This window comes from Parafrankia elaeagni, from assembly GCF_000374165.1.
In the GTDB taxonomy this organism is placed as follows: Bacteria; Actinomycetota; Actinomycetes; order Frankiales; family Frankiaceae; genus Parafrankia; species Parafrankia elaeagni.
This window is the reverse complement of record NZ_KB893671.1, coordinates 339,933-366,003: the sequence shown is the minus strand read 5'-3', so window position 1 is coordinate 366,003 and position 26,071 is coordinate 339,933. Positions and strand designations below refer to the sequence as shown.

General features: G+C 71.0%; 22 protein-coding genes and 2 pseudogenes. 14 read left to right on the top strand and 10 right to left on the bottom strand.

What is annotated here, in order from left to right; translation table 11 throughout:
- Positions 1-19 precede the first annotated feature (19 nt).
- Positions 20-1,207 (bottom strand): ABC transporter substrate-binding protein, encoded by a 1,188-nt coding sequence (locus B207_RS0103325; RefSeq protein WP_195905230.1) that lies wholly within the window; start codon positions 1,205-1,207, stop codon positions 20-22.
- Positions 1,208-1,520: 313 nt separating this feature from the next.
- On the opposite strand from B207_RS0103325, the gene B207_RS0103320 reads away from it, so the two are divergent.
- Positions 1,521-2,249 carry a TetR/AcrR family transcriptional regulator gene (locus B207_RS0103320; RefSeq protein WP_018635092.1) on the top strand — a complete coding sequence of 243 codons (729 nt, stop codon included), beginning with the start codon at positions 1,521-1,523 and terminating at the stop codon, positions 2,247-2,249.
- Positions 2,250-2,300: 51 nt separating this feature from the next.
- Here B207_RS0103320 and B207_RS0103315 read toward each other — a convergent pair whose 3' ends face one another.
- From B207_RS0103315 to B207_RS0103305, 3 genes are all read right to left on the bottom strand, one after another.
- Positions 2,301-3,854 (bottom strand): acyl-CoA synthetase, encoded by a 1,554-nt coding sequence (locus B207_RS0103315; RefSeq protein ID WP_026310623.1) that lies wholly within the window; start codon positions 3,852-3,854, stop codon positions 2,301-2,303.
- Between the two features lie 72 nt (positions 3,855-3,926).
- Positions 3,927-4,691, bottom strand: a complete 765-nt coding sequence (locus B207_RS0103310) for an SDR family NAD(P)-dependent oxidoreductase (protein ID WP_018635090.1) — start codon at positions 4,689-4,691, stop codon at positions 3,927-3,929.
- A 76-nt stretch (positions 4,692-4,767) separates the two neighbouring features.
- Complete coding sequence (locus B207_RS0103305) at positions 4,768-5,838, bottom strand: phosphotransferase family protein (protein ID WP_018635089.1); 1,071 nt, start codon at positions 5,836-5,838, stop codon at positions 4,768-4,770.
- 123 nt (positions 5,839-5,961) lie between these two features.
- On the opposite strand from B207_RS0103305, the gene B207_RS32315 reads away from it, so the two are divergent.
- On the top strand, positions 5,962-6,819 hold the full coding sequence (locus B207_RS32315) for a TetR family transcriptional regulator (RefSeq protein WP_018635088.1): 858 nt from the start codon (positions 5,962-5,964) through the stop codon (positions 6,817-6,819).
- 247 nt (positions 6,820-7,066) lie between these two features.
- On the top strand, positions 7,067-9,487 hold the full coding sequence (locus B207_RS0103295; protein WP_035739820.1) for a GGDEF domain-containing protein: 2,421 nt from the start codon (positions 7,067-7,069) through the stop codon (positions 9,485-9,487).
- A 324-nt stretch (positions 9,488-9,811) separates the two neighbouring features.
- Here B207_RS0103295 and B207_RS42720 read toward each other — a convergent pair.
- From B207_RS42720 to B207_RS0103275, 4 genes and pseudogenes are all read right to left on the bottom strand, one after another.
- Positions 9,812-11,011, bottom strand: a pseudogene (locus B207_RS42720) (RNA-guided endonuclease InsQ/TnpB family protein).
- Positions 11,008-11,430, bottom strand: coding sequence for an IS200/IS605 family transposase (tnpA, locus tag B207_RS0103285; RefSeq protein WP_018635084.1), 423 nt, complete (start codon positions 11,428-11,430; stop codon positions 11,008-11,010). The pseudogene B207_RS42720 and the gene tnpA overlap by 4 nt, the downstream one beginning before the upstream one ends.
- Before the next feature lie 392 nt (positions 11,431-11,822).
- Positions 11,823-12,230: a helix-turn-helix transcriptional regulator gene (locus tag B207_RS36655; RefSeq protein ID WP_018635083.1), complete on the bottom strand. Its 408-nt coding sequence runs from the start codon at positions 12,228-12,230 to the stop codon at positions 11,823-11,825.
- Positions 12,230-12,475: pseudogene (locus B207_RS0103275) on the bottom strand (type II toxin-antitoxin system RelE/ParE family toxin); the annotation flags it as partial. The gene B207_RS36655 and the pseudogene B207_RS0103275, both read right to left, overlap by 1 nt.
- Positions 12,476-13,165: 690 nt before the next feature.
- Between B207_RS0103275 and B207_RS0103265 the strand changes: the two are divergent.
- Both B207_RS0103265 and B207_RS0103260 read left to right on the top strand, forming a co-directional pair.
- Positions 13,166-14,131 carry a pirin family protein gene (locus B207_RS0103265; protein WP_018635080.1) on the top strand — a complete coding sequence of 322 codons (966 nt, stop codon included), beginning with the start codon at positions 13,166-13,168 and terminating at the stop codon, positions 14,129-14,131.
- Between the two features lie 66 nt (positions 14,132-14,197).
- A complete protein-coding gene (locus tag B207_RS0103260) occupies positions 14,198-14,533 on the top strand; it encodes a tetratricopeptide repeat protein (RefSeq protein WP_018635079.1) in 336 nt (111 codons plus the stop codon).
- A 57-nt stretch (positions 14,534-14,590) separates the two neighbouring features.
- On the opposite strand, the gene B207_RS0103255 is transcribed toward B207_RS0103260, so the two are convergent.
- Positions 14,591-15,826 (bottom strand): CaiB/BaiF CoA transferase family protein, encoded by a 1,236-nt coding sequence (locus B207_RS0103255; protein WP_018635078.1) that lies wholly within the window; start codon positions 15,824-15,826, stop codon positions 14,591-14,593.
- Complete coding sequence (locus tag B207_RS0103250) at positions 15,823-17,118, bottom strand: amidohydrolase family protein (protein WP_018635077.1); 1,296 nt, start codon at positions 17,116-17,118, stop codon at positions 15,823-15,825. Before B207_RS0103250 ends, B207_RS0103255 begins: the two co-directional genes overlap by 4 nt.
- Before the next feature lie 293 nt (positions 17,119-17,411).
- Here B207_RS0103250 and B207_RS40450 point away from each other — a divergent pair, with 293 nt between their 5' ends.
- The 9 genes from B207_RS40450 to B207_RS32300 all read left to right on the top strand — a co-directional run bounded on the left by B207_RS40450 (position 17,412) and on the right by B207_RS32300 (position 26,051).
- The gene (locus tag B207_RS40450; protein WP_018635076.1) at positions 17,412-17,861 is read left to right on the top strand and encodes a Zn-ribbon domain-containing OB-fold protein; all 450 of its coding nucleotides are present in this window, start codon (positions 17,412-17,414) and stop codon (positions 17,859-17,861) included.
- The gene (locus tag B207_RS0103240) at positions 17,858-19,042 is read left to right on the top strand and encodes a thiolase family protein (RefSeq protein WP_018635075.1); all 1,185 of its coding nucleotides are present in this window, start codon (positions 17,858-17,860) and stop codon (positions 19,040-19,042) included. Before B207_RS40450 ends, B207_RS0103240 begins: the two co-directional genes overlap by 4 nt.
- 169 nt (positions 19,043-19,211) lie before the next feature.
- Positions 19,212-20,024, top strand: a complete 813-nt coding sequence (locus tag B207_RS0103235) for a fumarylacetoacetate hydrolase family protein (RefSeq protein WP_035739813.1) — start codon at positions 19,212-19,214, stop codon at positions 20,022-20,024.
- Positions 20,025-20,170: 146 nt separating this feature from the next.
- Positions 20,171-21,109 carry a thiamine pyrophosphate-dependent dehydrogenase E1 component subunit alpha gene (locus tag B207_RS0103230; protein ID WP_154675123.1) on the top strand — a complete coding sequence of 313 codons (939 nt, stop codon included), beginning with the start codon at positions 20,171-20,173 and terminating at the stop codon, positions 21,107-21,109.
- A gap of 127 nt (positions 21,110-21,236) precedes the next feature.
- On the top strand, positions 21,237-22,247 hold the full coding sequence (locus tag B207_RS0103225) for an alpha-ketoacid dehydrogenase subunit beta (RefSeq protein WP_084691979.1): 1,011 nt from the start codon (positions 21,237-21,239) through the stop codon (positions 22,245-22,247).
- Complete coding sequence (locus tag B207_RS0103220; RefSeq protein ID WP_018635071.1) at positions 22,240-22,482, top strand: biotin/lipoyl-containing protein; 243 nt, start codon at positions 22,240-22,242, stop codon at positions 22,480-22,482. Before B207_RS0103225 ends, B207_RS0103220 begins: the two co-directional genes overlap by 8 nt.
- 29 nt (positions 22,483-22,511) lie before the next feature.
- A complete protein-coding gene (locus tag B207_RS0103215) occupies positions 22,512-23,855 on the top strand; it encodes an aromatic ring-hydroxylating oxygenase subunit alpha (protein WP_018635070.1) in 1,344 nt (447 codons plus the stop codon).
- A gap of 55 nt (positions 23,856-23,910) precedes the next feature.
- On the top strand, positions 23,911-25,599 hold the full coding sequence (locus tag B207_RS0103210) for an FAD-dependent oxidoreductase (protein ID WP_018635069.1): 1,689 nt from the start codon (positions 23,911-23,913) through the stop codon (positions 25,597-25,599).
- Positions 25,596-26,051, top strand: a complete 456-nt coding sequence (locus B207_RS32300; protein ID WP_018635068.1) for a 2Fe-2S iron-sulfur cluster-binding protein — start codon at positions 25,596-25,598, stop codon at positions 26,049-26,051. Before B207_RS0103210 ends, B207_RS32300 begins: the two co-directional genes overlap by 4 nt.
- Positions 26,052-26,071 lie beyond the last annotated feature (20 nt).

Below are 26,071 nucleotides of genomic sequence, written 5' to 3'. Positions count from 1 at the left end.
GAGCGTCTCCGTCGCCCGGTCAGCAGCCGGCTGCGCCGAGGCAGTCAGCCACCGTGCCCTGCAGACTGAGCGAACCCTGGGCGTCGAACCCGTACACGTACCAGGCCGCCTGGTCCTCGGCCTCGTACAGCTCGTGGTCGTCGGCGCTGAACGGCGAGGCGATCGACTCGCCGCGCACGCTCACTGCCGGAACCGACTCCATGGCTTCCCGGACTGCGTCGTAGTCGTCCGCGTCACCGACCTGGGCCACGGCCTGCAGGTAGGCGTCCATGCCGGCGAAGAAGCTGTAGACGTTCGTGGGCAGAATCGGGGCCTCGCCGTAGCGCTTCTCGTAGTCGGCGCTGATCTCGGCCATCGCGCCCTCGGCGAGCCTGCGGGTGTCGACGAAGACCAGGTTCTCCCACTGAGCCGGCTCGGCGAGCTGCTCGAAGTCGGCCAGGATCGTCGCGTTCGTGACCTTGAGCTCGGGGCGGAAGCCCTCCTGGACCATCGCCCGCGTCACGGTGGCGGTATCCGCGCCGGCGGTGATTCCCATGAAGACCGCGGTGACGCCGGCCTCCTCCAGGCGACGCACACTCGGCGCGAAGTCCGTACTCCCGGGCTGGATGGCCTCCTCCGCGGCGATCTCGAGGCCGTTCGCCTCGGCATAGGCCTGGACCGCCTCGAGCGAGGTCTGGCCGTAGGCGTCCGTCGAGTGCACGACCCCGACCCGGTTGCCGCCCGCGAACAGCAGGTCGCCGACGATCGTGGCCAGGTCGTCGCTGGCGTAGTTGGTCCGGAAGGCCCAGTTGGGGTCGGCCTCGGGGTTGATCAGCGCAGGCGCCTGCGCGGGCAGCAGCCACGGCCGCCCGGTGCGCTGCACGACCTCGGCGACCTGGAGCGCGTTACCCGACTGCGGCGGGCCGAACAGCGCGTCGACGTCCTCGGAGTTCAGCAGCGTCTGGATGGCCTGGGAGGCGCCTTCCGGGGTGCCCCCGTCGTCCGCCTCGACGATCTCGACGTTGATGCCGTACTTCTCGCCGAGTTCGTCGGCTGCCAGCTCGACCGGCCGGATCGCGTCGGTCCAGAACTGCGGTGCGCTGCCGCTCTCGGGCCCGACGACACCGATGCGGACGGTGGGCCTGCCGCCGTCCGACACGCTGTCCGAAGACGAGCTGTCAGAGCCGCAGGCCGCGAGCAGCAGCGCGCCGACGGTGCTGGTTAACACGAGGGTGAGCGTGCGGGACCTCTTCATGGCGTTTGCGACTCCTCGATGTGTGCACGCGACGACGTGCGTCGGACTGGTAGCTCCAGGACCACGGCAACCGTCCGCAGTCGCGCCTGAGCTGGCGGCGAGTCACGACGGCACTGCCGGTGAGTTACGACGAGGTGGCGCACAAGGGACCGAAGGCGCCGAGGTGCCTCACAACACAGCAACTTGAGATGCGTGTCAAGAAAAACTTGAGATGCAGCTCAACTCTTGCCGAAGGTCGCGACACTGGGGCACCCTGCGGAGACGACTGCATGGGAGGGAAACGGGGATGACCGAGGTGGAGCCCGTCGATCGACGGGCCGACGCGCAGAGCGAGCGCCGGGACACCGGCCCGCTCACCCGCAGGGGGCGTGCACGCAGGGACGAGCTGCTCGCCGCCGCGCGCCGCGTCTTCGAACGCGACGGCTACCTCGAGACGCGCGTCGTCGACATCACCGACGAGGCGGGCGCCTCCCAGGGCACGTTCTACACGTACTTCGAGTCCAAGGAAACGGTCTTCTACGAGGTCGCCGAACGCGCCATCAGGGAGGTTCTCGACCAGTTGCACAGCGACGAGGTGCCGTCAGAGCCGGTCGAGCGGATCCGCGCGGCGCTCAAGCGCTTCCTCGACGCCTACCGGCCCGCCGCGTCGATCATCGCCCTCGTCGAGCAGGTCGGCACGATCCGGCCCGACGTCAAGGCGATGCGGCTGGCGATGCGCGAGGAGTTCGTGCAGCGCACCGTCCGCGGCATCACCCGCTGGCAGCAGGAGGGAATCGCCGACACCACGATCAACCTGCGGCTCACCGCCGAAGCCCTCGGGTCGATGCTCGACCACCTCTGCTATCTGTGGCACAGCCTGGGTGTCGACTTCGACGAGGAACCGCTGCTGGACACGCTGACCCTGCTGTGGGCACGCACGGTCGGCGTCGAGGGCGCCGCCCCCGTGGTGCGGATGGCGCCGGCGCCCCAGAACGTCCAGGCGGAGCTGCCCGTGGCGGCGGTTTCAGGGTCCTGACCTCGGTCCGGGCTCCGCACGCCGCCGCCGTCCTGTCGAGCACCGCGGCTGTCACGAGCGCGCGACGCTCGCCCGGTAGCGATCGCGCAGATCGCCCTTCAGGAGTTTTCCCGTGGGAGTGCGCGGCAGCTCGTCGACGAAGTCGATGCTTCGCGGCACCTTGTACCCGGCCAGCCGGGACCGGACGTGAACGGTCAGTTCGGCGGCGAGCTCCTCACCCGGCAGGTGGCCGGGGGCAACCTGCACGACCGCCTTGACCTGCTCGCCCATCTCGGGGTCCGGGACACCGATGACCGCGACGTCCGCGACCGCGGGATGCACCGTGAGGGCGTCCTCGATCTCCTGGGGATAGATGTTGACGCCACCAGATATGATCATGAATGCTCGTCGGTCGGTGAGATACAGGTAACCCTCCTCGTCGAGGAAGCCGATGTCTCCGACGGTCACCCAGTTCGGGTGGTCGGGGTGCTCGGCGGCCCGGGTCCTCTCCGGGTCGTTGTGGTACTCGAACGGGCGCGCGTCGCGTTCGAAGTACACCGCCCCGGCCGTGCCGGTGGGCAGGTCACGGCCGCCGTCGTCGCAGATGTGCGGAACGCCGAGGATCGCCCGACCGACCGAGCCCTGGTGGGCGGCCCACTCCTGCGGACCGATCCACGTCACCCCGGCCACCTCGGTGGAGGAGTAGTACTCGTACAGGATCGGCCCCCACCAGGCCATCATCTGCTGCTTGATCTCCGCCGGGCAGGGAGCGGCCGCGTGCACGGCGACGCGCAGGCTCGACAGGTCGTAGCGGTCGCGGGCCTCGGCCGGCAGTCGGAGCATGCGGACGAACATCGTCGGCACCCACTGGCTGTGCGTCACCTGGTAGGTCTCGACGGCACGGAGCGCTGCCTCGGCGTCGAACCTCTCCATGGCCACGACAGTCCCGCCCAGGGCCTGCACCGTCGCGCACAGGCGCAGCGACGCGGCGTGATACAGGGGTGCCGGTGAGAGGAAGACGGTGTCCGGCCCGAGCCCGAGCCTGTCACCGAACAACGCGACCATGCTGTCTCCGGGGTCACTCACCTGCCGGTCCGGAAGCGGCGGTTGGATGCCCTTCGGACGCCCGGTGGTACCGGAGGAGTAGAGCATGTCACCGCCGCGCGGCTGGTCGTCCAGAGAGTCGGTCAGCCCGGCGGCGAGCTCGGCAGCATAGTCGTGCCATTCCCCACCGTCCGCGGGCGCCGAGTCCATGGCCACCGCGTAGCGCACGCGGGCATGAGCGCTCAGGCCCGCCGCGGAGGCGGTGACGCCCGGTCCGACGAAGAGGGCCTGCGCGCCGCTGTCCGCCAGGATGTACCGCAGCTCGTCGGGCCCGAGGAGCTTGTTCACGGCGGTCACGTAGAGACCGGTGCGCTGCGCCGCCCAGTACACCTCGAAAACACGCGGATCGTTGCCCGAGAACAACGCGATGACGTCGCCCCGCCGTAATCCCTGCTCCCGCAGCCGATGCGCGAGGCGGAGCGAGTTCTCCTCCAGCTCACCGAAGGTGAGCCGGGCACCGCTCGCCGCCATGATGACGGCCGGTTGGTCGGGTGTCCGGGCAGCGTGTACACCTGGATACATCGTGTCCTCCATTCCCCGTGGTCCCTGGTTCGGCCTGGTCCCTGGTTCGGCCTGGTCCCTGGTCCGGTCGACTCAGCGGGGGGCCATGCGGATCGCTCCGTCGAGCCGGATGACCTCGCCGTTGAGCATCGGGTTGGCGATGATGTGCTGCACGAGGGCGGCGTACTCGTCCGGCTGGGCCAGCCGGCTCGGGTGTGGCACCTGCCTCCCGAGCGACGCCCTCGCCTCCTCTGGCAGGGTGGCGAGCAGGGGGGTGTCGAACAGGCCGGGGGCGATCGTCACCACTCTGATCAGGTGCTGTGCCAGGTCCCGAGCGGCGGGAAGCGTCATGGCGACGATGCCGCCCTTGCTCGAGGAGTAGGCCACCTGGCCGATCTGGCCGTCGAAGGCCGCCACGCTCGCCGTGTTGACGATGACGCCGCGTTCCTCCCCGACCGGCTCCGCCCTGAGCATCCGCTCGGCGCCGAGCCGAAGGACGTTGAAGGAACCGACGAGGTTGACCTCGACGATCTTCCGGTAGTCGGCGAGGGGCGCGGCCCTGCCCTCACGGGTCAGCACCCGTGCGGGGGGGCCGATGCCCGCGCAGTTGACGACCACCCGGACCGGGCCGAGGCTCTCGGCGGCGTCGAACGCGGCGGCGACGGCCGTCTCGTCGGCGACGTCGGCCCCGACGAAGACAGCCGCGCCGTCCAGGGCGGCGGCGGCCTCCTCACCCCGGGGACCAGGCAGGTCGATCAGGACGACCTGTGCTCCGGCCTCGGCCAGCCGCCGGGCCGTCGCCAGCCCCAGCCCACTGGCCCCACCGGTCACGACGGCCGAGGCGCCCTTGATATCCATCGTCCACCTTTTCCTGTGTGTCCGGCCGTGAACGGCCGTGATCTCCTGGTGTCGCGTCGACGGCGACGCGGACGCACTAGGTCCACGCGTCGAGCGCGGCGTGTCCGCGCTCGACCAGCGCGGGAACCATGACTCCCAGCCGCTCGAACCCGTCGCCGACGGTCAGCCCCTGCTGGGAGCGGTAGTGGATGCCCTCGAAAATCGTCGCGATCTTGTAGAAGGCGAAGCCCAGGTACCAGGGAAGGTCGGACAGATCCCGGCTGGTCCTTCGGGCGTAGGAATCGACGATCACCCGGCTGTCCGGGAAGCCGGGCACATCTCCCGGCACTGCCGCCACCGGGCTGTCCAGGCCTCGGATGCCGTCCCACCAGAGCACCGTGGAGGCGAGATCCGTGAGCGGGTCGCCCAGTGTGGCCATCTCCCAGTCGAGTACCGCGAGCACGCGCCCGCCGGCCGGATCGACGGTGGCGTTGTCCAGGCGGTAGTCCCCGTGGACGATCGCCGCCGGCTGCGGGGTCGGCAACCGCTGCCCCAGCCGCCCGCCCAGTCGGCTGAGCTCGGGCAGGTCGCGGCTGTGTGAGGCCGCGAGCTGTGCGGCCCAGCGGCGCAGCTGCCGTCCGAGATAGCCGTCCGGGCGACCGAGGTCGGCGAGCCCCACCGCCACGAAATCCGTGCGGTGCAACCGCGCCAGGACGTCGACGAGGGCTTCCGCCAGGGCCGCCGGCACCTGACCCGCGAGCGCGTCGAGCTGCCGCCGTTCCCGGAGCACGACACCGTCGCTGAAGTCCATGACGTAGAAGGGCGCTCCGATGATCTCAGGTCCGGCGCGCAGTCGTGGCCTCGGCACCGGGACGTCGGTGTGCTGCAGCGCCTCGAGCATGCGGTACTCACGGTCCATGTCGTGGGCGGTGGCGAGCACGTGCCCCAGGGGGGGCCGGCGCAGCACCCACCGGTCGTGACCGTCCCTGAGCAGGTAGGTCAGGTTGGACCGTCCGCCCGAGAGCAGCTCGACGTGCAGCGGACCCCGAGGTGGGTCCGGGAGCGTCCGCCGCAGGAAGTCCTCGAGCGCGGGGACGGACAGCCCCGGCGGACCGCCGTCCGGCGGCGGACTGCCGTCCAGCGCCGCTCTCGACCCCGTCATCGCCATCTCCTGAAACGCCACAACCTGAAACCGACCGATCGAACGTTCGCCCTGAACAGATTTCGGTACTATGTGCCCAGCCGGCGAGCGGTGTCAAGGCAGTAGGGTCGGGGCCCCAGGAGGGCGATCGTGGCACCAGTACCCGAGAAGACACCCGAGGACCGCCTCGAACGAGAGGCGCTCGGCGGACGGCTCCGGGCGGCACGACGCGCCGCCGGCCTCACCCTGCGCGAGACCGCGCAGGCGCTCGGAGTCAGCATCGGCACCTGGAGCGCCGTCGAGAACGGCCACACGAGAACCGGCGACGATCGGCTCGGCGCGGCGGCCCACCTCTTCGGCGCGGATCCGAGACAGCTGCGCGCGCCGCACACCGTCGTCCCGGCGCAGGCCCCGGCCCGAAGCTGGCGGGACTTCCCGCCGTTGGAACTGGCCCCGCCGCTGGCCGGCGCGCTCGACGCCTTCGTCGAGCTCGGCTACCACGGCGCGAGCATTCGGGACATCGCCCAACGTGCCGGGCTTTCGGCCCCCGGCGTCTACCACCACTGGCCGACGAAACAGCATCTCCTCGTCGCCCTGCTCGACCTGACCATGGACGACCTGCTGGAGCGCAGCCGCGCCGCAAGGGCCGAGGGCGACGGCCCGGTCGAGCGGCTCACCATGCTCGTCGAGTGCCTGAGCCTCTACCACACCCACCGTCGACAGCTGGGCTTCATCGGCTCCAGCGAGATGCGCAGCCTCGCGGAGCCGGACCGCACCCGCATCGCCGCCGCCCGCCAGGACGTGCAGCACATGGTCGACGACGAGGTGGTCGAGGGATGCCGGCGTGGGCTGATGGCGACCCCGCTGCCCCGGGAGGCCGCGCGCGCCGTCGTCACCCTGTGCACGGCGCTGCCGCAGTGGTGGTCGCCCGCCGGCCGCTACTCCCCCGAGCTGATCGCCGGCCAGTACGTCGACTTCGCCCTGGACGTCGTTCGCGCCACGCGTTGACGTCGCACCAGACGTCGCACCAGACGACCTCCGGCGTACAGGCCGACTCGTCCGCCCCGCAGGTCTGGCTGTGGCTACTCCTTTCCGGAAGCCTCCTGCGCTCGGTAACCATTCGTGTCGATCCGAGTACTACCAGTCATCCTGGGGCAGAGGAAGGGGATGCGGGGCTCTGCGGTCCGGCCAGGACGTCGGGCCTGCGGACGCGGACGCGGAGGCGGAGGCGGTGAGCGCGGAGGCGGTGAGCGCGATGGGCCCTACGGCTACGCCGCCGGCCGAGCGCTCGCGGACGGCGACAGCGCCGGCGCACCACCCTCTGGCCGGCCGCGGCTTCTGGTGGGCGGGGCTGACGAGTCTGCTGCTGGTCGCGGGTTCGGCGGTCGCCGCGGTGGCGCTCCCCGACCGGGCGGCGCTGCTCACCGTCCGCCTGGCCATGATCTTCTGTCTGTTGCTGGGCGGCCTCACCTGTGTGGTGACAGGGCTGCGGCGTCACGGGGCGGAACGGGCCTGGCGGCTCCTGGTCTCGGTGCTGGTACTGGCCATCTTCGCCGGCGCGGTCGCGATGTTTCCGGAGATGGCCGCAGGAGGGCCGCCGGTTCCGCCGCAGGGCGCGGCGTCGCTGGCCTATCTCGTCCCGCAGGCGTTCGGGCTGGCCGGCGTGCTGAGCTACCCTTCGGATCCGTTCGACCTGATACTGCGGGAGCCGGGGCGGGGCCGGGATCGCCGCTGGTACGTGATCACCATCCTGGATGGGATGATCATGGTCGGTGCGGCCGTGCTGCTGGTCTGGGTCGCCGTTCTCGAGGACGCCCTCGAAGAGAGGAGTCCGCTCGCGAACGGACCCATCTACTCGATCCTCCTCGCGGCGACGATTCTGGTCGTCATGGTCGGCGTGATCCTGATGGCCGTGTTTCGCCAGCCGCGGGCCGGGAGCGGGCTGGGCCTGCTGATTCTCGGCCTGCTCGCCGTGAGCGCGTCCATCATGTGGTACACGTCCGTGGTTGTCCGCGGTCTGCGTGACGTCCCGCGGCTGGTCGACGTTCTCCAGCTCACGGGTCCGTTGCTGATCGGGCTCGCGGCACTGGCACCTGACACCTCGCAGCCCACGCGCCCCGCCGGCGCCGAGGCGGACAGCCGGGTCGTGGCACCGCGGCGCCGCTGGTGGCATGCGGTCCTGCCCTACCTGCCGCTGACCGCGGCAGCCATCGTGACACTGATCGAGATCTCCGGCGAGAACCTCTCCCACTCGGAGGAGCTCTGGGCACTGCTCGCCCTGCTGCTGCTCGCACTGATCCGGCAGATGACCACGATGGCCGACAACATCCGCCTCCTCGGGAAGGTGGAGGAAAAGCAGCGCCTGCTGCGCTATCAGGCGTTCCACGACCCGCTCACCGGCCTGGCGAACCGTGCGCTGTTCACCGACCGGCTCGACCGGGCGCTGCGCCACACCGGGCAGCTTGCCGTGCTGTTCTGCGATCTCGACGACTTCAAAAGCGTCAACGACACCTACGGCCACGCCGCCGGCGACGACCTGCTGCGGGTCACGGCCCGCCGCCTCACCAACTGCGTCCGGCAGACAGACACCGTCGCCCGACTCGGCGGCGACGAGTTCGCGATCCTCCTCCATGCCGACACGCAGAACCCCGAGACGGTCGGGCGGCGCATCACCGCGTCGCTACGATCCCCGATCCGCCTCGGCCGCGCCACCTGCACCGTCGCCGCCAGCACCGGCCTCGTCGTCATCGAGCCAGCCCGCGAACCCGTCACCGTCGAGGCACTCCTGCACCGCGCCGACCTCGCGATGTACGCCGCGAAGACACGGCGGACAGGCGACCTGACCACCTACACCCCCGACCTCGCAGCCCCCCGGATCTCACCAGCGGGAAACGCCACACCCGCCACCACCCCCCGCGAGGACACCGCCAGGGGGCACCTCCCTGTCGCCTGCCGGCCTGTCATCGCCTACCGGCCCGTCATCGACCTCGCCACCGGCAGCCCGGTGGCCTACGAGGCCCGACTCGCCGGGCCCCATCCCGGCAGCGGCGCCCCGCGGTCACTACTCACCGACGGCCTGCCCGCACTCGGCCAGATACCGCCTGACGCCACCGACACCACCGACCGCCTCGACGCCACCGGCGACCCCGGCCATCCGCTGCCCATCCACATCACGATCTCCGCCGACGACGCCGGGCAGGCGACCCTGGTCGAGGACGTCACCACCGCCCTGCGCACCGCGCACCTCGCCCCCGCCGACCTCGTCCTCCAGATTCGTCCGACCCGGCGCAGTGTCGATCTGACCGCCCTCACCCGTCTGCACTCCACGGGAGTACGGATCGGCCTCGCCGAGCTGGGAGCGCCCGACAACACCTTCGACGCCACGATCGACACCCTTGGACGGGCCCCCGTCGAGCTGGTCACCCTCCACCCCGACCTCACCGCCCGCTGGACCGCCCCCCGGCACAGCAGCCCCGCCGTCGCGCTCACCCACGACGTCCTCGCCGCTCTGCTCGGCCCGGGCATCACTGTCATCGCCGACGGCGTCAACCACAACCACCCGGCCACGATCCGACGGCTCAGGGAACACGGATGCCACCTCGCTCTCGGTGACTCCCTCGACCTCGACCTCCCGCCGCGGCGGACGCGGCCGGCTCGGGAACGCCCGGCAGATTGACGCTCCAGACCATCCCCTCGACGACCCGCGGCGCCGCTGCCCACCTCCAGCACCCGGATACCCGGATGCCCGGCACGAACCCGCCCGGTCGATCATCCGGGCCTGCGGCCGCGGGGCCGTTCGCGTCCGGGAGGCGGAGCCGACATCCTGGATCTCCGGGGTTGGCGCCGGACCACGGGTGGTCGTCACCATCCTCTGGGCACACCGTCCACACCGTGTACCGCCCACGCCACGCACGCCACGCACGCCGCCCACGCCACGCACCGCCCCTGCCACCAGGAGAAGCAAACCGTGACTACTCCGGCGGCTGAAGCCGCTGGCTTCTCAGGCCGCTTGCGCGGCCTGACGGGCCAGCCCGGCCCGCAGGATGTTGACCGCCGCGTTGACGTCGGCGTGCGCCGTGTGCCCGCAGGCGACGCAGGCGAACTCGGCCTGCGTTCTGCGGTTCTCGGCGGTGCAGTGGCCGCATGCGGCGCAGGTGCGGGACGTGTGGGGGGCGGGAACTGGGACCACGGTCCGTCCGGCGCTTTCAGCCTTGGCGTGCAGGATTCCCAGGAACACCCCCCATCCCGCGTCGTGGATCGACCGGTTCAGCCCCGACTTGGCGGCCTGCCCGTTCGGCAGGAAGGTGCCGGGGTTGCCGGGGTCGGGCCTGGCCTTGGCCCGGCGGGCCATGCCCTTGATGTTGAGGGCCTCGACAACGATCAGGTCGTGGTCGCGAACCAGCCCGAGCGCCGTCTTGTGCGCGAGGTCGGCCCGCTGCCGGGCGACTGTGCGGTGCAGCCCGGCAACGCGGGCGACTGCCTTGCCTCGCCGCTTCGAGTGACGCTTCCTGCGGGCAAGGTCGCGTTACGCGCCGGCGAGCCGGCCGGCGGTGCGCTCCAGGAACCGGGGGTTGCCGTAGTGCCGGCCGTCGCTGGTCGTGGCCAGCGAGGCGATCCCGAGGTCGATGCCGACCACCGCTCCGGTCGGCGCCAGCGGCTCGGCGGGCACACCGTCGCAGGACAGGACCACGTACCAGCGACGACCCTCCCGCTTGACCGAAACCGTCTTGACCGTGCCACGCACCGGCCGGTGCTGGTTGACCTTCACGTGGCCGACGCCCTGGAGACGGACGAACATCTGGGCAGGATTGTCCGGCTGGGAGTCCCAGCGGCAGCCGTCGCCATCCTTGGGCCAGTCGACGGTGTCGAACCAGTTCCGGCCCTTGAACCGGGGATAGCCCGGGGCCTCGCCGGCCTTGACGCGGCGGAAGAACGCAGCGAACGCCCTGTCGAGCCGGCGCAGCGTGGCCTGCTGCGAGGAGTACGACCAGCGAGCCTGGTCGGGGTCATAGGCACGGATCCCGGAAAGCTGCCCGGCCTGCGCGACGTAGCGGACCGTCGTGTGGGACGGATGCCGGTAGGCGTCGCGCCGCTCCTGGAGGGCGGCGTTGTAGAGGACCCGGTGGTCGTCGAGCATCATGGTCAGCGCGGCTGCCTGCCGGGCCGTGGGACGCAGCAGGAACATGAAGGTCCGTCTCACCGGGTCACGCCCCTGCGCCACGGGCGTTCGTTCTGCGTGTCGATGTACCGCCGCACCGCCTCGGCCGACACCGCGCCGACGGTGGCCATGAAGTACGACCGCGACCACAGCGTGGGTAGCCGGGACCGCAGGTGGCCGAACTCGCCGCGCAGTTCGTGGCTGGTGAAGCCCTTCAGCTGGTTGGCGATGTACGACGGCGGGTGCTTCGGATGAGCCTTCACGAACAGGTGCACATGGTCGGGCTCGATCTCCAGCGCGACGATCGGCCAGTCATGCTCGGCGCACTTCGCGCGCAGCAGTTCTTCCAGCCGGTCACGGACCGGGCCGACGAGTACGGGACGGCGGTACTTCGGGCACCACACGACGTGGTAGCCGAGGTCGTAGACCCCGCCCCCTCCCGCGGTCACCTGCCGTCCCACACCACCGACTATACCAACGTGGCCAGTCTAACAGTTACGGTCCGTACCGGATTCCCTCGTCACCTGAAGGCGACAGTCCCCTCCGGAGGCCATTGATGGGCCGGTGACGTCAGCAAGCGGCTCGCTCCTGTTCCAATGCTGGCCTCGCCGGTCCCCGGCTGGCCGGGATCTACGCCCTCGCCGCGTTGACCGGGGCGGGGCGGTGGCCATCCAGGACGTGCTGACCGAACCGGGTGCGGGCGGCGGGCAGACCGCCCCGGCGATCCGGGGGCGCCAAACCCGTCGGCTGGCGCCTTCCCTGACCTGACGTTCCCGCTCATCGCCGTACGGCCGGGGCACCGCACGGGTTTGGAGGGCCGGCGCCGAACAACCAACCCACGTGGGTGGTCGGGCTAAGCGCGTAGCCGACTGGTAGGTGCTCCAACCACGCCGAAGCTGTGGCCCGCCGTGGCCGCGAGAGCGGCGATCTGCGAGGGGTCCGGCGTCCCCGCGGCCAGTTCGACACCACCGTTTGAGACCGTCATCAGGAACGTGAGGCCCGTCGCCCTGCTCAGCTTCGCCAGCGTGGCGAGGGACGGCTCATGTTCAGCCAACTCCAGGCGGGCGATCGCTGGCTGCGTCATGCCGACCAGCTTGGCCAGGCCGCGCTGCGACAGGCCGTTGTCGGTGCGGTAGGCGACGACCCGGTTCGCGACCTCGCGGGCGAATGCTGTGCTGTCCCACAATCGGCGAAACTCCTCGTCGCTGCCGCGGCGATCTTCAATGACCTGATCAAAAGTCTTGAGATCCGAGAGCTTCATCAGTCCTCCAGGTCTTCGAGGCGTTGTTCTGCCGCAGCCAGAGCCCGCTGGAACTCCTGTACGTCAACTCTGGCCTCGGGGCCGATGGCCGCGATGACGAGTATCTGCCCGATCTGCCGGTAGAAGGCCCGCCAGGGACAGTTGCCCTGGCGCGGGCGAAGCTCCCGTAGCTTGCGGGCCCCCTTCATGGCGCTGGTGTGTGGGTAGCCGAGCTTTGGACCGGACGCCTTCAGCTTCTCGACGGCCTTGGCGCATCTGCTTCCTTCGCGGGGAGCTTGTCGAGTTCATCCGCGGCGGCGGGAAGGATCAGCACCTGCCAGGTCACCAGCCAACGATAGCACCTGTGGTATCGGCTCCCACCTCGTCGAGCCACTACACCGGAGCGCTCGTCCGACTCACCGCCGGTGAGCTCGGCGCGCACAGCGGTCCCGGCGCCACCTACACCCCGATCACTACGCCCACGCCCACGCCCACGCCCACGCCAGTGTGAGCAGGGTGCGCAGCTGGACGTCCCCTGGGAACCGGGACGTCAACGCGCTGACGTACGTGCTCACCGGCAACCGGCTACGCCGGGGCGGAGCGCCGACCGGTCGCGGCCGTCCACGTGGTCGGCGCGGTCGAGGGCGGTGGAGGGCCTGGCCGCCCACGTCGGGTAGCGACCTTTCCCGCCATCAGGACGATGTCGGGAGACTGGAGATCGAGAGGTGGCGCGGAGATGCCCGTGAACTTGCACGACGAAGCAGTGGCTTCAGTCAGCCGGGCCGGCCGCACAGCGAGCAGGCGGGCAGCCTCACCCACCGAGTAGATCTCACGCTCCAACACCGCGACGGCCACCCGGGCCGGCCGGCGGCGGGGAATGTCTGGGGTCGCCAGCAGGTTCGGAGCGGGTACATGACACGTCAACCAGACGTGGATCCGGCTACTGAGAGGTTCCGATGCCCGCGATCACTGTGGAGAACTCGCTGGTTCTGCCGCGCATCGACCATCCGTCGGTGGAGGCCGTGGAGCGGCCGGTGGCGCGGGTCGTCGACGCCCATCACGCGGTCGAGGGGGCGGGGTTCGAGGTGTGGCGGCCGTTCCCGGGCGGGGTGGACGCGCACCTCGCCGATCCGTTCTTCCTGCTCGACCAGCTGGGCCCGGTCGACTACGGCCCGCTGCAGGCGGTCGGCGCCCCCTGGCATCCGCACCGGGGCCTGGAGACGGTGACCTACCTGCTCGACGGCGTCGTCGAGCACCACGACTCGAACGGCGGCGGCGGGGTCATCGGGGAGGGTGACACCCAGTGGATGACCGCCGGGGCGGGCATCCTGCACGACGAGGTGCCGACGACGTCCTTCGCCCGCGAGGGGGGCCGTTCGCACGGGGTCCAGCTGTGGGTGAACCTGCCGGCGGCGTCGAAGTTCGCCCCGCCGCGCTACCAGGCCATCCCAGGAGGTGAACTGACACTGCTGAGCAGCGCGGACGGCGCGACGCTGGTCCGGCTCATCGCCGGGGAGCTGGGCGACCACCGTGGTCCCGGTGTCACGCACACCCCGATCACCTACGCCCACGCCAGTGTGAGCCCGGGTGCGCGCCTCGACGTCCCCTGGAACCGGGACTTCAACGCGCTGGCCTACGTGCTCACCGGCCGCGGCTATGCCGGGGCGGAGCGCCGGCCGGTCGAGGCGCACCAGCTCGTCGTGTTCGGCCCGGGCGACGCCGTCACCGTCGGCGCCGCGGACCGGCAGCCGGAGGACTCCCCGAACCTGGAGATCCTGCTGCTGGGCGGGCTTCCGCTGCGCGAGCCGATCGCCCACTACGGACCGTTCCTGATGAACAGCCGCGAGCAGATCATGGAGGCGATCGAGGACTACAACGCAGGACGGATGGGACGCGTCCCCGCCGTCGAACGCAGCCACTGAGCGAGCACGGCCACGACCCTCTGACGACGATCACCGGACGAGCCGGGAAGGGACGGAGGAACCGTCATGACACACATCGATCTGGCCGAGGAGTACCGGCGCGGGCAGCTGTTCTTCGACGCCCAGGACTTCGCCGGCGCGGCCCGCATTCTGGCCGGTGTCGTCGCCGAGGAGCCCCGCCACCTGTCGGCCCGGCTGCTGCTCGCCCGCGCCTACTTCCACTCCGCCCAGCTGCGTCACGCCGAGACCGAGCTGCGCACCGTCCTCGCGCAGGACCCGGTCGAGCCCTACGCGCACCTGCTGCTCGCCCGGACCCTGGAGCGGCAGAACCGGCCGGAGGAGGCGGGCACGCACCGGCGCCAGGCCGCCGCGCTGACGGGCGGCGAGCCACTCGTGCTCTAAGGCTCTCGGGCTCCGTGCCAGACCCACCCGCACTGCACCGCGGAACGCCGCGGCCGGTCAGAGGATGGCCGAGCTGTCCTTCAGGGCGGTGATCTCGTCCCAGCCGAGACCGAGTTCGAGCAGCACGGCCTCGGTGTGCTCACCGTGCTCGGGGGCCCGCACCGGCGCGCCGGGCTGCTCGTCGAACTGCACGGGCGTCGTCACCAACGGCAGGGCCTCGCCCGCACCCACGTCGATGTGGGCGAGGTAGCTGTTGGCCCGGACCTGCGGATCGGCGGCGAGTTCGTGGGGCAGCTGGCTGGGCACCCACTCGCCGTCGAACTCGGCGAGGATCCGCCGCCACTCGTCGAGGGTCCGTTCGACGAAGATGCCTTCGAGCCGTTCGATGCAGGCCCGCGAGTTGTGGCGGCGGGCGTCGATGTCGGCGAAACGCGGGTCCGTGGCCATCTCGGGCTGGCCGAGAACCTTGCAGAGGCCGGGCCAGTGGCGGTCCGGGGCGAGCATCTGCAGGACGAGGATGCGGCCGTCGGCGGTCCGGTAGGGCAGCATCAGCGGGTTCGGGGCCTCATAGCGGCTGCGGGGGCGCACCGGCGTCGCCGCCCCGTCCAGGGCGGCGTTCATGAGGTCCATCTGGACCTGCCACATACCGGACGCGAGCAGCGAGGCGTCGACCACCGACGGCGCACCGGTCGCCAGCCGGCGGAACAGGGCGGTGCTGACGGCGCCGGCGATGGTCAGGCCGCCGACGACGTCACCGAATGCCGGGCGCGGCATCGCCGGCCACGTCGCGTCCGGGGCGGTGAGGACCTGCTGCATCCCGCTGCGCGCCCAGTAGGCACCGGCGTCGTAGCCGCCCCGGCCGGCGTCGGGCCCGCGGGCGCCGAACGCGGTGCCCCGCACGTAGATCACCGAGGGGTTGTCGGCGCGCACGTCGGGGACGTCGAGTTTCAGCCGGGCGCGGGTGTCGGCGCGCAGGTTCGTCACGAACACGTCGCTGGCGGCGATCAGGCGGGACAGCAGGCGCCGACCCTCGGGATGCTTCAGGTCCAGGCCGACGGAGCGCTTTCCCCGGTTGGTGGCCTGGAACTGCACGTCCACGCCGTTCCACAGCTTGTGCAGGCCGGCGGTGACCAGCCCCCGGTAGGGATCTCCGGTGGTGGGGTGCTCGATCTTGACGACGTCGGCGCCCCATTCCGCGAGCACGGCCCCCGCCATCGGGACGAACACGTGGGAGGCGACCTCCAGGACACGCACTCCGGCCAGCGGTGCGGCGGCCAGCGGTGCGGCGCTCATGCCGACGGGGCGGGCTGGTGGGACTGCGCGAACTGCCCGAGGTCGACCGCGGCGCCGTCCCCACGAACGCCGTGCGACACGATCGAGATGTCGTGGCCGACCGCCTCCTGCCGCAGCGCCCCGACGGTGCACCGCTCACGCGGCCGGATCGAGAACGGGTCGAACGAGAAGGCCCGCATCGCGTTGAGATGGGTGACCTTGTCGATCTGCCTGTCGGTCAGCCCGCGCACCGCCTCCTCGACGACCTCGGGCGAGTTCGGCCAGGTGCTGTCGGAATGCGGGTAGTCGCATTCCCAGCTCACCATGTCCTCGTTGAGCCGGTCGATGTTGGCCACCCCGAAGTCGTCGACGATGAAGCAGGTCAGGATGTGCTCGAGAAAGATCTCGCTGGGCAGCCGGCCGCCGAGCCGGGGCCGGGTCCAGGCCCTGTGGCGCCGGTAGGTGTAGTCCGCGCGCTCCAGGAAGTACGGGATCCAGCCGATTCCGCCCTCGGACAGTGCCACCCGGAGCCCGCGGAACTTCTGGAAGACGGGCGACCAGACGAGGTCGGCCGCGGTCGGGAAGCTCTTGAAGCCCGCGCAGGTGATCTCGACGTTCATCGGGGCGTCCGGGGAGGTGACGACACCGACGGCACCGGACCCGATGTGCATGCACACGACCGTCCCGGTGTCCTCGCACGCCGCCCAGAACGGGTCCCAGTGGTCGCTGTGCAGGGACGGGAGACCGAGGCCGAGAGCGTGCGGATTCATGGAGAAACTGACGGCGTGCGAGCCCTTGGCGGCGGTCCGGTGGATCTCCGCGGCCATCAGCTGCGGATCCCAGATCGGCGGAATGGAGCAGGGGATGAACCGGCCGGGATAGGAGCCGCACCAGGCGTCGATGTGCCAGTCGTTGTAGGCCCGCAGCACCGCCAGGGCGAGCTCGGGGTCCTGGTCGACGCGGCTGGCGAAGAACTGGCCGCAGAACCGGGCCATCGAGGGGAAGTTGAGCTGCGCGAGAACGCCGTTCGCGTTCATGTCCTTCACCCGCTCGTGGACGTCGTAACACCCGCGGCGCAGCTCGGACAGTCGCATCGGCTCGACGCCGTACTCCTCCGGGGGCCGGCCCGCCACCGCGTTCAGCCCCGAGCTGCGGGCCTCACCCGCACCGAACACCCACTTGTCGCTTCGTTCGTCCGAGACCAGCCGTGGCGCGCGGTCGGCGTACGCGGCCGGGATGAAGCCGTCGAACATGTCCGGGGGTTCGATCACGTGATCGTCCACGCTGACGAGAATGAAATCATTCCTGCGCATGGCATCATGATCGACCGGCGGCGCCTGACCGTCTTTGCATCACCGGCCAGATCCTTGCCTGTTGCGGCCGTGGATCGTCGCGCCTCCGTCGGGCGCACGCCGCATCCGGCCGGATCCGGCCGCGTCCGGTGGCCGAACCGGGCAAGGACCTGGCCGGGCGCGCAAAGACGGCCGGCGTCCGGTCACCGAGGATGATCCGGGGACGGGACAACCGGTGCTCTCCTTCGAGCGGAGACAACGCCCTTCCAGCAGCTGATCCCCGTGCCGACGGCCATGGATGGCGGAGGGGGCGGGTGACCCGAACGACGGGAGGCGATCCGGTGGCGGGCGACGACCGACCCGTGCCGGCGGTCGACGACGACAGTCGCGACTTCTGGCTCGGTGGCGCGCAGGGACAGCTCCTGATCAGAGCGTGCACGGCGTGCGACCGGCTGTTCCATCCGCCCGCACCCGTCTGCCCGCACTGCTTCGCCCGCTCGGTCACCTCACGGCCGGTGTCCGGCCGGGCGACGGTCCTGTCCCACACGGTGGTGCGACGTGGGTGGGTGCCGGGTTTCCCGCCCCCCTACGTCGTGGCGCGGGTGGTGCTCGACGAGCAGCCCGACCTGCATCTGCTGACCAACATCGTGGACTGCGAGATCGAGGCGGTCGTCACCGGACTCCCGGTCGAGGTGACCTTCGACCAGCGCGGCGAGGTCTACGTCCCGGTGTTCCGGCCGGCCCGACGGACATCGGCCGCATGAGCGCGGCCCCCGCGACCCCCGCGAACATCGAGCGCCAGGCGATCGTCTCCGGCATCGGTCGCTCGCGGACCGGCCGCCGGCTCGGCCGGCCCGCGATCGACCTGACCCTGGACGCCTGCCTGGCCGCCATCGCCGACGCGGGCCTGACACCCCGTGACATCGACGGACTGACCACCTGGCCCGACAGCGCCGCCCCGCACGGCTTCGGCGGCCCGCGCGCCGGCGACCTGCACTCCCTGCTGCGGCTGGACCTGTCGTGGATCCTCGGCGGCGGCGACGGTGCCAACGTCATCGGTGTTCTCGGGATCGCCGCCCACGCGGTGGCCGCCGGGCTGGCCCGACACGTGCTCGTCTACCGGACCGTCACCGAGGCGACCGCCCAGAACGGAGGGGGACGCCCCGCCGTCCTGTCCGGCTCCGCGGTGGCGCCGTGGAAGACCACCTACGGAGTCGGCTCCCCCGTGCAGTTCGCAGCCCTGTGGGCCCGCCGCCACTTCGACCGGTACGGCACCACCCGCGAGCAGCTCGGCTGGATCGCCGTGAACAACCGCCGCAACGCCGCCGACAACCCGGCCGCCGTGTACCGCGAGCCGCTGACCCTCGACGACTATCTGAGCAGCCGGATGATCAGCGATCCGCTGTGCCTCTACGACTGTGACGTCCCGTCCGACGGTGCGATCGCCTTCGTCGTCTCCCACGTCACCCACCGCCGGGACGTCGAGCGGCCGGTGTTCTTCGAAGCCGTCGGCGGTGGACGGCCCAGCACGTCGAGCTGGGAGTTCTGGCCGGACCTCGACCACATGGCCGCCACCGCGGCCGCGGAACAGCTGTGGTCACGCACGGCGCTGCGCCCCGAGGACGTCGACGTCACCGGCATCTACGACGGCTTCAGCATCTTCGTCCCGCTCTGGCTGGAGGCACTCGGCTTCTGCGCCCCCGGCGAGGCCGGTGCGTTCGTGGAAGGGGGAGAGCGCCTCGCCCGCGACGGCGGCATCGCGCTGAACACCTCCGGCGGCCAGCTGTCGGAAGGGCGTTTCCTCGGTTTCGGCCTGGCCTACGAGACCTTTCTCCAGCTGCGCGGCCAGGCCGGCGCGCGCCAGGTCACGGGCCCGCGGGTCGGCCTCGTCACCGGCGGCGGCGGTCCGCTCGCCCAGGCTTTCCTGTTCACCAACGACCGGTGACACCCCGGCCCGGAGCCGGCCGAAACAGGCAAGGACCTGACCGCTTTTGCAAAGAATGTCACCGCGGCACCGAAGATGATGAACGGACGGGCCACCGCCGGTCTCTCCGAACCGGATGGCTCCCAGACGATGCCAGTGCACACGATTCCCGTTCGTGGAGGCGCCCGTCATGTTACTCGGCCGAACCGTCATCGACCGGACGTCATGTTTTGGGGAGGTGGCGGACGGTCGCTTCCACGTCCTGGACGGCGACGTGTTCGGCGACACCCGACGCACCGGAAAGTCCCTGCCCCTTTCGGAGGTGACCCTGGGGCCGCCGTTGCGCGACGTCCGGTTCATCGCCGTGATGGGGGGGTTTCTGGAACCGGGAACGACCCGCCCCGCGGGAGTCTCGCCGGTGTGGGTGCCCAAGGCGTGCCGCCACGCCAGCGGCGACGGCGGACGGATCCGGGCCCCGGCCGTGCTGACCGGCCCGGTGCAGATGGAGGCGGAGCTCGCGGTCGTCGTCGGGCGCCGGCTGCGCGCCGCGTCGCCCGACGAGGCCTCCGAGGGAATCTTCGGCTGGACCGTTTTCAACGATGTCACCGCAGCCGAGTACGTCCGCCCCGGGCTGTGGGCGACGGCCAAGTCCATCGACGGATTCGCCTCCTGGGGCCCGTGGATCCGTCGGGACCTCACCGAGGAGCGCGTGATGGACGGACTCTCGATTACCGGCGCCCGCAACGGCGTCCGGGTGCAGTCGGGAAGCACCCGGTACTACCGGTTCACGCCCGGGGAGATTCTGAGTCACGTCAGCCGCCACATGAGCCTCCTCCCGGGCGACGTCGTGACGCTGGGGACCCCGCCGCCGGCCGCGGATGTCGACGTCGGCGACCACTACACGTCCACGGTCGAGGAGGTGGGCGTGCTGGCCAACCAGCTGGTCGCGGATGATCTCGCCGGGGCCGTGTCGGGGCGCGTGACAGAAGGTGGCGACGCCTGATGGCAGGTACTCCGCACGACTCGACCGACCTGACCGACCGGCCCGGCCTGCCCGGCGGCGGCGATCCGGACGACCGCGACGACCGCGACGACCGCGACGACCTGGCGTCGCTGGCGCCGGCGACGGGGCGGCGGCTGTACGAACTGATGACGCTCATGAAGGCGGCCGACGACCGGCTGAGCCGGGGCATCTCCTCGGGTGAGCTGCTCACCGTGTACTGGCCCTCCCGGGGCCAGGAGGCGATCGCCGCGGCGATGGGGGTGTGCCTGCGGTCCGACGACCAGCTCGTCACCACCTACCGGGGCCTGCACGACCTCATCGGCAAGGGCGTCGGGCTGGTGGAGATCTACGGCGAGATGCTGGGCCGGCAGGTCGGGGCCGGCCGGGGCAAGGGCGGGACGATGCACATCGCCAGCCCCGAGGTCGGAGTCATGCTCTCGACCGGGATCGTCGGGGCCGGGCCGCCGGTCGCGGTGGGCCTGGCGATGGCCGCGCAGCGCCTGGGGCTCGACCGGGTGGTGGTGGCGAGTTTCGGGGACGGGGCGACGAACACCGGTTCGTTCCACGAGGCGGCCAACATGGCCGCGCTGTGGGATCTGCCGCTGGTGCTGCTCTGCCAGAACAACCTCTACGCCGAGATGACCCCGACCGAGCACACGATGAGGATCGAACATGTCGCCGACCGGGCTGCCGGGTACGGCATGCCGGGCACGCGGGTCGACGGCAACGATCCGGTCGCCCTCGTGTCGGCCGTGGCGGAGGCGGTCGAGCGGGCACGCTCGGGGCGCGGCCCGACGCTGCTGGAATGTGTGACGTTCCGGCTGCGCGGCCACTACTTCGGCGACCCGATGGCCTACATTCCGGCCGAGCGGCTGGCCGCCGCGGCCGAAGCCGACCCGGTCCCGCGGTTCCGGGCACGTCTGGTGGGCTCGGGCGCCTGCACCGCGGGCGACCTCGACACGATCGACGCGGCCGCGGCCGCGTCGGTGGAGGAGGCGCTGGCCGCCGCGCAGGCGGCGCCGCCCACGGCGCTGGCGGAGATCGACCGTGACGTGTATGCCGACGCCCGCAACTGCCCGGCCTGACCACCGGCCCGGCCGGGCCTGAGCCCAGGCCCGGCCCCGGCACCCACACCCGTTCCGAGGGCGTTCCGAGGGCCGCGGCCCGCCGGGACGACCTGCCCGCAGTGAGGTGGACGTGGACGAACGACGGATGACCATGACCGAGGCGCTGCATCTCGCTCTGGACCAGGCACTCGAGCGCGACGAGCGCGTCTTCCTGCTGGGCGAGGACATCGCCGACCCCGGGGCGTCAGGTCCGACGGCCGGCCTGTCGACCAGGTACGGCGCGCAGCGCGTGCTCGACACACCGATCTCCGAAGCGGCGATCGTGGGCGCGGCCATCGGTGCCGCGATGGCGGGTTTCCGCCCGGTCGCCGAAATAATGATCATGGATTTCATCGGCATCGCCGCCGACCAGATCATCAACAACGCGGCGAAGCTGCGGTTCATGACCGGCGGCCGGACAGGCGCCCCGATCACCGTCCGGACGCAGGTCTACGGCGGGCTGAGCACCGGAGCGACGCATTCCCAGTCGCTGGAGGCGTGGTTCATGCACATCCCGGGGCTGAAGGTGATCACGCCCGCGACCCCGCGGGACGCCAAGGGCCTGCTCACCACGGCCATCTTCGACGACGACCCCTGCATCTTCCTGGAGCCGATCCGGCTGCGCGGCCAGCGCGGGATGGTCCCGCTCGATCCGGCCTTCGCCATTCCGCTCGGCGAGGCCGAGGTGAAGCGGCCGGGCACGGACGTGACCCTGATCAGCTACGGCCGGGCGGTGGTCGAGGTGCTGAAGGCGGCCGACCGGCTCGCCACCGACGGGATCAGCGCCGAAGTACTCGACCTGCGCACCCTCGTCCCCCTCGACGTCGCCGCGATGGTCCGGTCCGTGGGGCGTACCCGCCGGGCCGTCGTCGTGCACGACGCGGTGGGCTTCGCCGGGCCCGGCGCGGAGATCACCGCGATCGTCCAGCGTGAGCTGTTCGGCACGCTGCTGGCCCCGATCGAGCGGGTGGGCGCGCGGTTCGTTCCCAATCCGGCGCCCGCGGCACTCGAGTCATCCATCTATCCCAGTGTGGAGCGCATCGTCGCGGCGGTCCGCCAGACCCTGCGCCCGGACCCGGCACACACGGACCCGGCAAAGGCAGGAATCCGTGGCTGACTTCATCGTCCGCATCCCCCGGGTATCGGTGGCGATCTCCGAGGCGGAACTCGTCGATCTCCTGGTGGCGGACGGCTCGTCCGTCACCGAGGGCGAACCCCTGTTCGTCATCGCCACGGACAAGGTCGAGTCCGAGATCTCCGCCGGTGGCTCCGGCGTCGTCCGCTGGAGCGGCTCGATCGGCACGGTCTACGAGATCGGGGAGGAGATCGGGAAGATCGAGGCGACCGGCTGAACCCTGCGGAGAAGGAAAGGCTGCGAACAATGGCGATGACCGACGACCGCAGGCCGGCACACAGCCGGGACGTCCCGTTCGCGATGCGGGACACGCTGCACGTCCCCCGCGAACGCTACTACGACCGTGCCTTCTTCGAGCTGGAGAAGGAATTTCTCTGGCCACGCGTCTGGCAGATGGCGTGCCGGCTGGAGGAGATTCCCCGCACCGGGGACTTCGTCGAATACGAGATCTGCGACCAGTCCGTTCTCCTGATCCGCCAGCACGACGGATCCGTGAAGGCCTTCCACAACGCCTGCCGCCATCGGGCCACCCAGCTCTGCAACGGTTCCGGGCGGCTGCCCGGCGGGCAGATCGTCTGCCCGTTCCACGGCTGGCGCTGGAATCTCGACGGGACCAGCTCGTTCGTCTACGGCGCCGAGGGCTTTGCCCCCGAGTGCCTGCGCCCGGAGGACATCCGGCTGCAGGAGTGCAGGGTCGACACCTTCGCCGGCTGCGCCTGGGTCAACCTGGACCCCGACGCCCGCCCGCTGCGGGAGTTCCTGTCCCCGGTGGCCCGGCTGCTCGACTCGGTACGTGCCGAGAACCTACGGGTCTGGTGGTGGAAGGAGACGATTCTCAACGCCAACTGGAAGGTGGCCCAGGAGGCCTTCCACGAGGGCTACCACGTGATGGCCACCCACCCGCAGCTGACCTTCGACATGGGCGAGGACTACCCGTTCGGGAACGTCGAGTACGCCGGCTTCGAGAACGGCCACGGGCGCTTCCAGGGCCGTTTCGACCCGACCGCGGGGGGCATCTCCCAGGGGCGCGGCGGAGAGACCTTCCTGGAGCGGTCACGGGTCCTCTGGGAGGGCCAGGACGCCATGACCCTCGAACGCGATCTCCATGTCTTCCGGTCGGTACGCAACCGGCTGCAGCCCGGCGAGGACTTCGCGACGGCCGCCGTGCGGGCGCTGATCGACTACGCCGAGGGCGCGGGTATCCCGATGCGGCCGACGCCGGAGGGCCTGCGGCTGTGGGGCGGGCAGGTGTTCGTCTTCCCGAACTTCATGCTCCTGCCCCAGTTCGGCAACGCGCTCTCCTACCGGGCCCGTCCGTACCGGGACGACCCCGAGTGGTGCCGCTTCGAGGTGTGGTCGCTGACCACCTATCCCGAGGCCGAGGAGCCCGGCCGGGCATCGCTGAAGGGCCGCTTCGCCCCGGACGACACCGAGAACTGGGGCCTGATTCCGCGCCAGGACTTCGGCAACATCGAGCGCCAGCAGCGCGGCCTGCGCTCCCGCAGCTACGAGCAGCACCGTCTCGCCACCGAGATGGAACAGATCATCAGCAACATGCACATCGAGCTCGACCGGTATCTGGCCGGCTGACGGTCCGGCCCGACCATCCAGTGCACAACCATCCAGCGCAGCCGAGGGATTCACCATGTCCGAACCGGACCACACCACCGACGTCGTCGTCGTCGGATCAGGAGGCGGGCTCAGCGGGGCCGTGACCGCGGCGGCCGCCGGGCTGCAGACGTTGGTGATCGAGAAACAGCCCCTGATCGGCGGTGCGACAGCCATGTCCGGCGGCGTGCTGTGGCTGCCGGACAACCCGCTCATGCGGGCCGCGAAGATCCCCGACTCGCTGGCCGACGGGCTGGCCTACTTCGACTCGGTCGTCGGTGAGCCCACCGCGGCGTCCTCCCCCGAACGCCGGCGGGCCTACATCGTCGAGGGCTCCGCCATGGTCGACTTCCTGGTGGGCAGGGGGATGCGGTTCCAGCGGTGCGAGGGGTACAGCGACTACTACGCGGAGATGGCCGGCGTGCGCGGCGGCTGCTCGCGCGGGCGTTCCCTCGAGCCGGTCGTGACCGACGGCAGGGAGCTGGGGCCGTGGTACGACAGGCTCATGCCCGGGATGACGGTGGGGCTCGGCATCGTCGTCCTCACCCGGGAGGCGGCCATCCTCCAGCTGGTCAAACGCCGACCGAGGGCCATGGTGACCGCCGCGCGGGTCGGGCTGCGGACCGCCGCCGGCAGGCTCCTGCGCCAGGCACGGCTGGCGAACGGAGGCGCGCTGGTCGCCCAGGCCCTGAAGGCCACCCTCGAGGCGGGGGCGACCGTGTGGACGGGCACCGGCCTGACCGACCTGATCGTGGAGGACGGCCGGGTCACCGGGGTTGTCGCCATCCGGGACGGCGAGACCATCCGCATCCGCGCCCGGCACGCCGTGCTGCTGAGCTCGGGCGGGTTCGCCCGCAACCCCGGCATGCGCCGGCGGTACTCCAGGCAGCCGAACGACGCGACGTGGACCAGCGCCAGCCCCGGGGACACCGGGGAGGCGATCGAAGCGGCCATGCGGATCGGCGCGGCGGTCGATCTCATGGACGAGGCGTGGTGGATCCCGGCCGGGATCCGGCCTGACGGCCGGCCGAGCATGCTCAACGGCGAGCGCAGCAAGCCGGGCTCGATCATCGTCGACCGCGCCGGCCGGCGGTACTTCAACGAGTCCGTGGCCTACATGGAGGCCGGGCGGCAGATGTACGCCCACAACGCCACCGGCGAGTCCATTCCGAGCTGGCTCGTCATGGACTCCCACAATCGAAGCCGGTATCTCTTCTCGCTGCGCCTGAAAACACCCGACGACTGGCTCTCCAGCGGCTTCATGAAGAAGGCGGACACACTGGAGGAGCTGGCCCGGCTCTGCGGCGTGGACCCGACCGGGCTGGCCGGGACGGTCTCCCGTTTCAATCACTTCGCCGAACAGGGTACGGACCCCGACTTCCATCGCGGTGACGGCGCCCACGAGAGATACCAGGGTGACTATGGAAACAAGCCGAATGCCTCGCTCGCACCCCTGACGAAACCACCGTTCTACGCCGTCGAGATCTATCCGAGCGATGTCGGTACCAGCGGTGGGCTGCTGTGCGACGAGTACGCGCGGGTACTCGACGCCGACCACGCGCCGATTCCCGGCCTGTACGCGGCCGGGAACTGCACCGCGTCGGTGATGGGGCGGACCTATCCCGGTGCGGGAGCGAGCATCGGTGCGAGCTTCGTCTTCTCCTACATCGGTATGAAGCATGTCGCCCGGCTCGCCGCGACGGCCGCGGACCGGGCGCAGGCATGACCGACCGGAACGGCGAACGGCAGCAGACGGTGGTGGTGGTGGTGCGGGTCGAGCCCGTCGGCGCCGACCTCCAGGTCGCTCCCGGTGAGACGATCATCGAGGCGGCCTGGCGGCACGGCTACCACTGGCCGACCACCTGCCACGGCCAGGCCACCTGCATGATCTGCCGGGTGGAGGTGCTCGGCGGGGCGGAGCACCTCACCCCCGTCGGGGCGGACGAGCGGGACGTCCTGGCGAACCGCCTCCCCGGCGCGGCCCGGCGGGACCTCACCCGCGTGCGGCTCGCCTGCCGGGCGGGGGCCACCGGCCGGGTCACCGTGCTGAAGAAGGGCGTGCGCCGGCTCACGACCGTGCACCTGCCGCCGGCGAACAAACCGACGACGGACGAACCGACGGCGACCGGAACGGCCGCCGACCCGCCGGAAACCGGGCGCGCGGCGGAAAAACCGTAGCCGCCACGGGCAAGAAACTG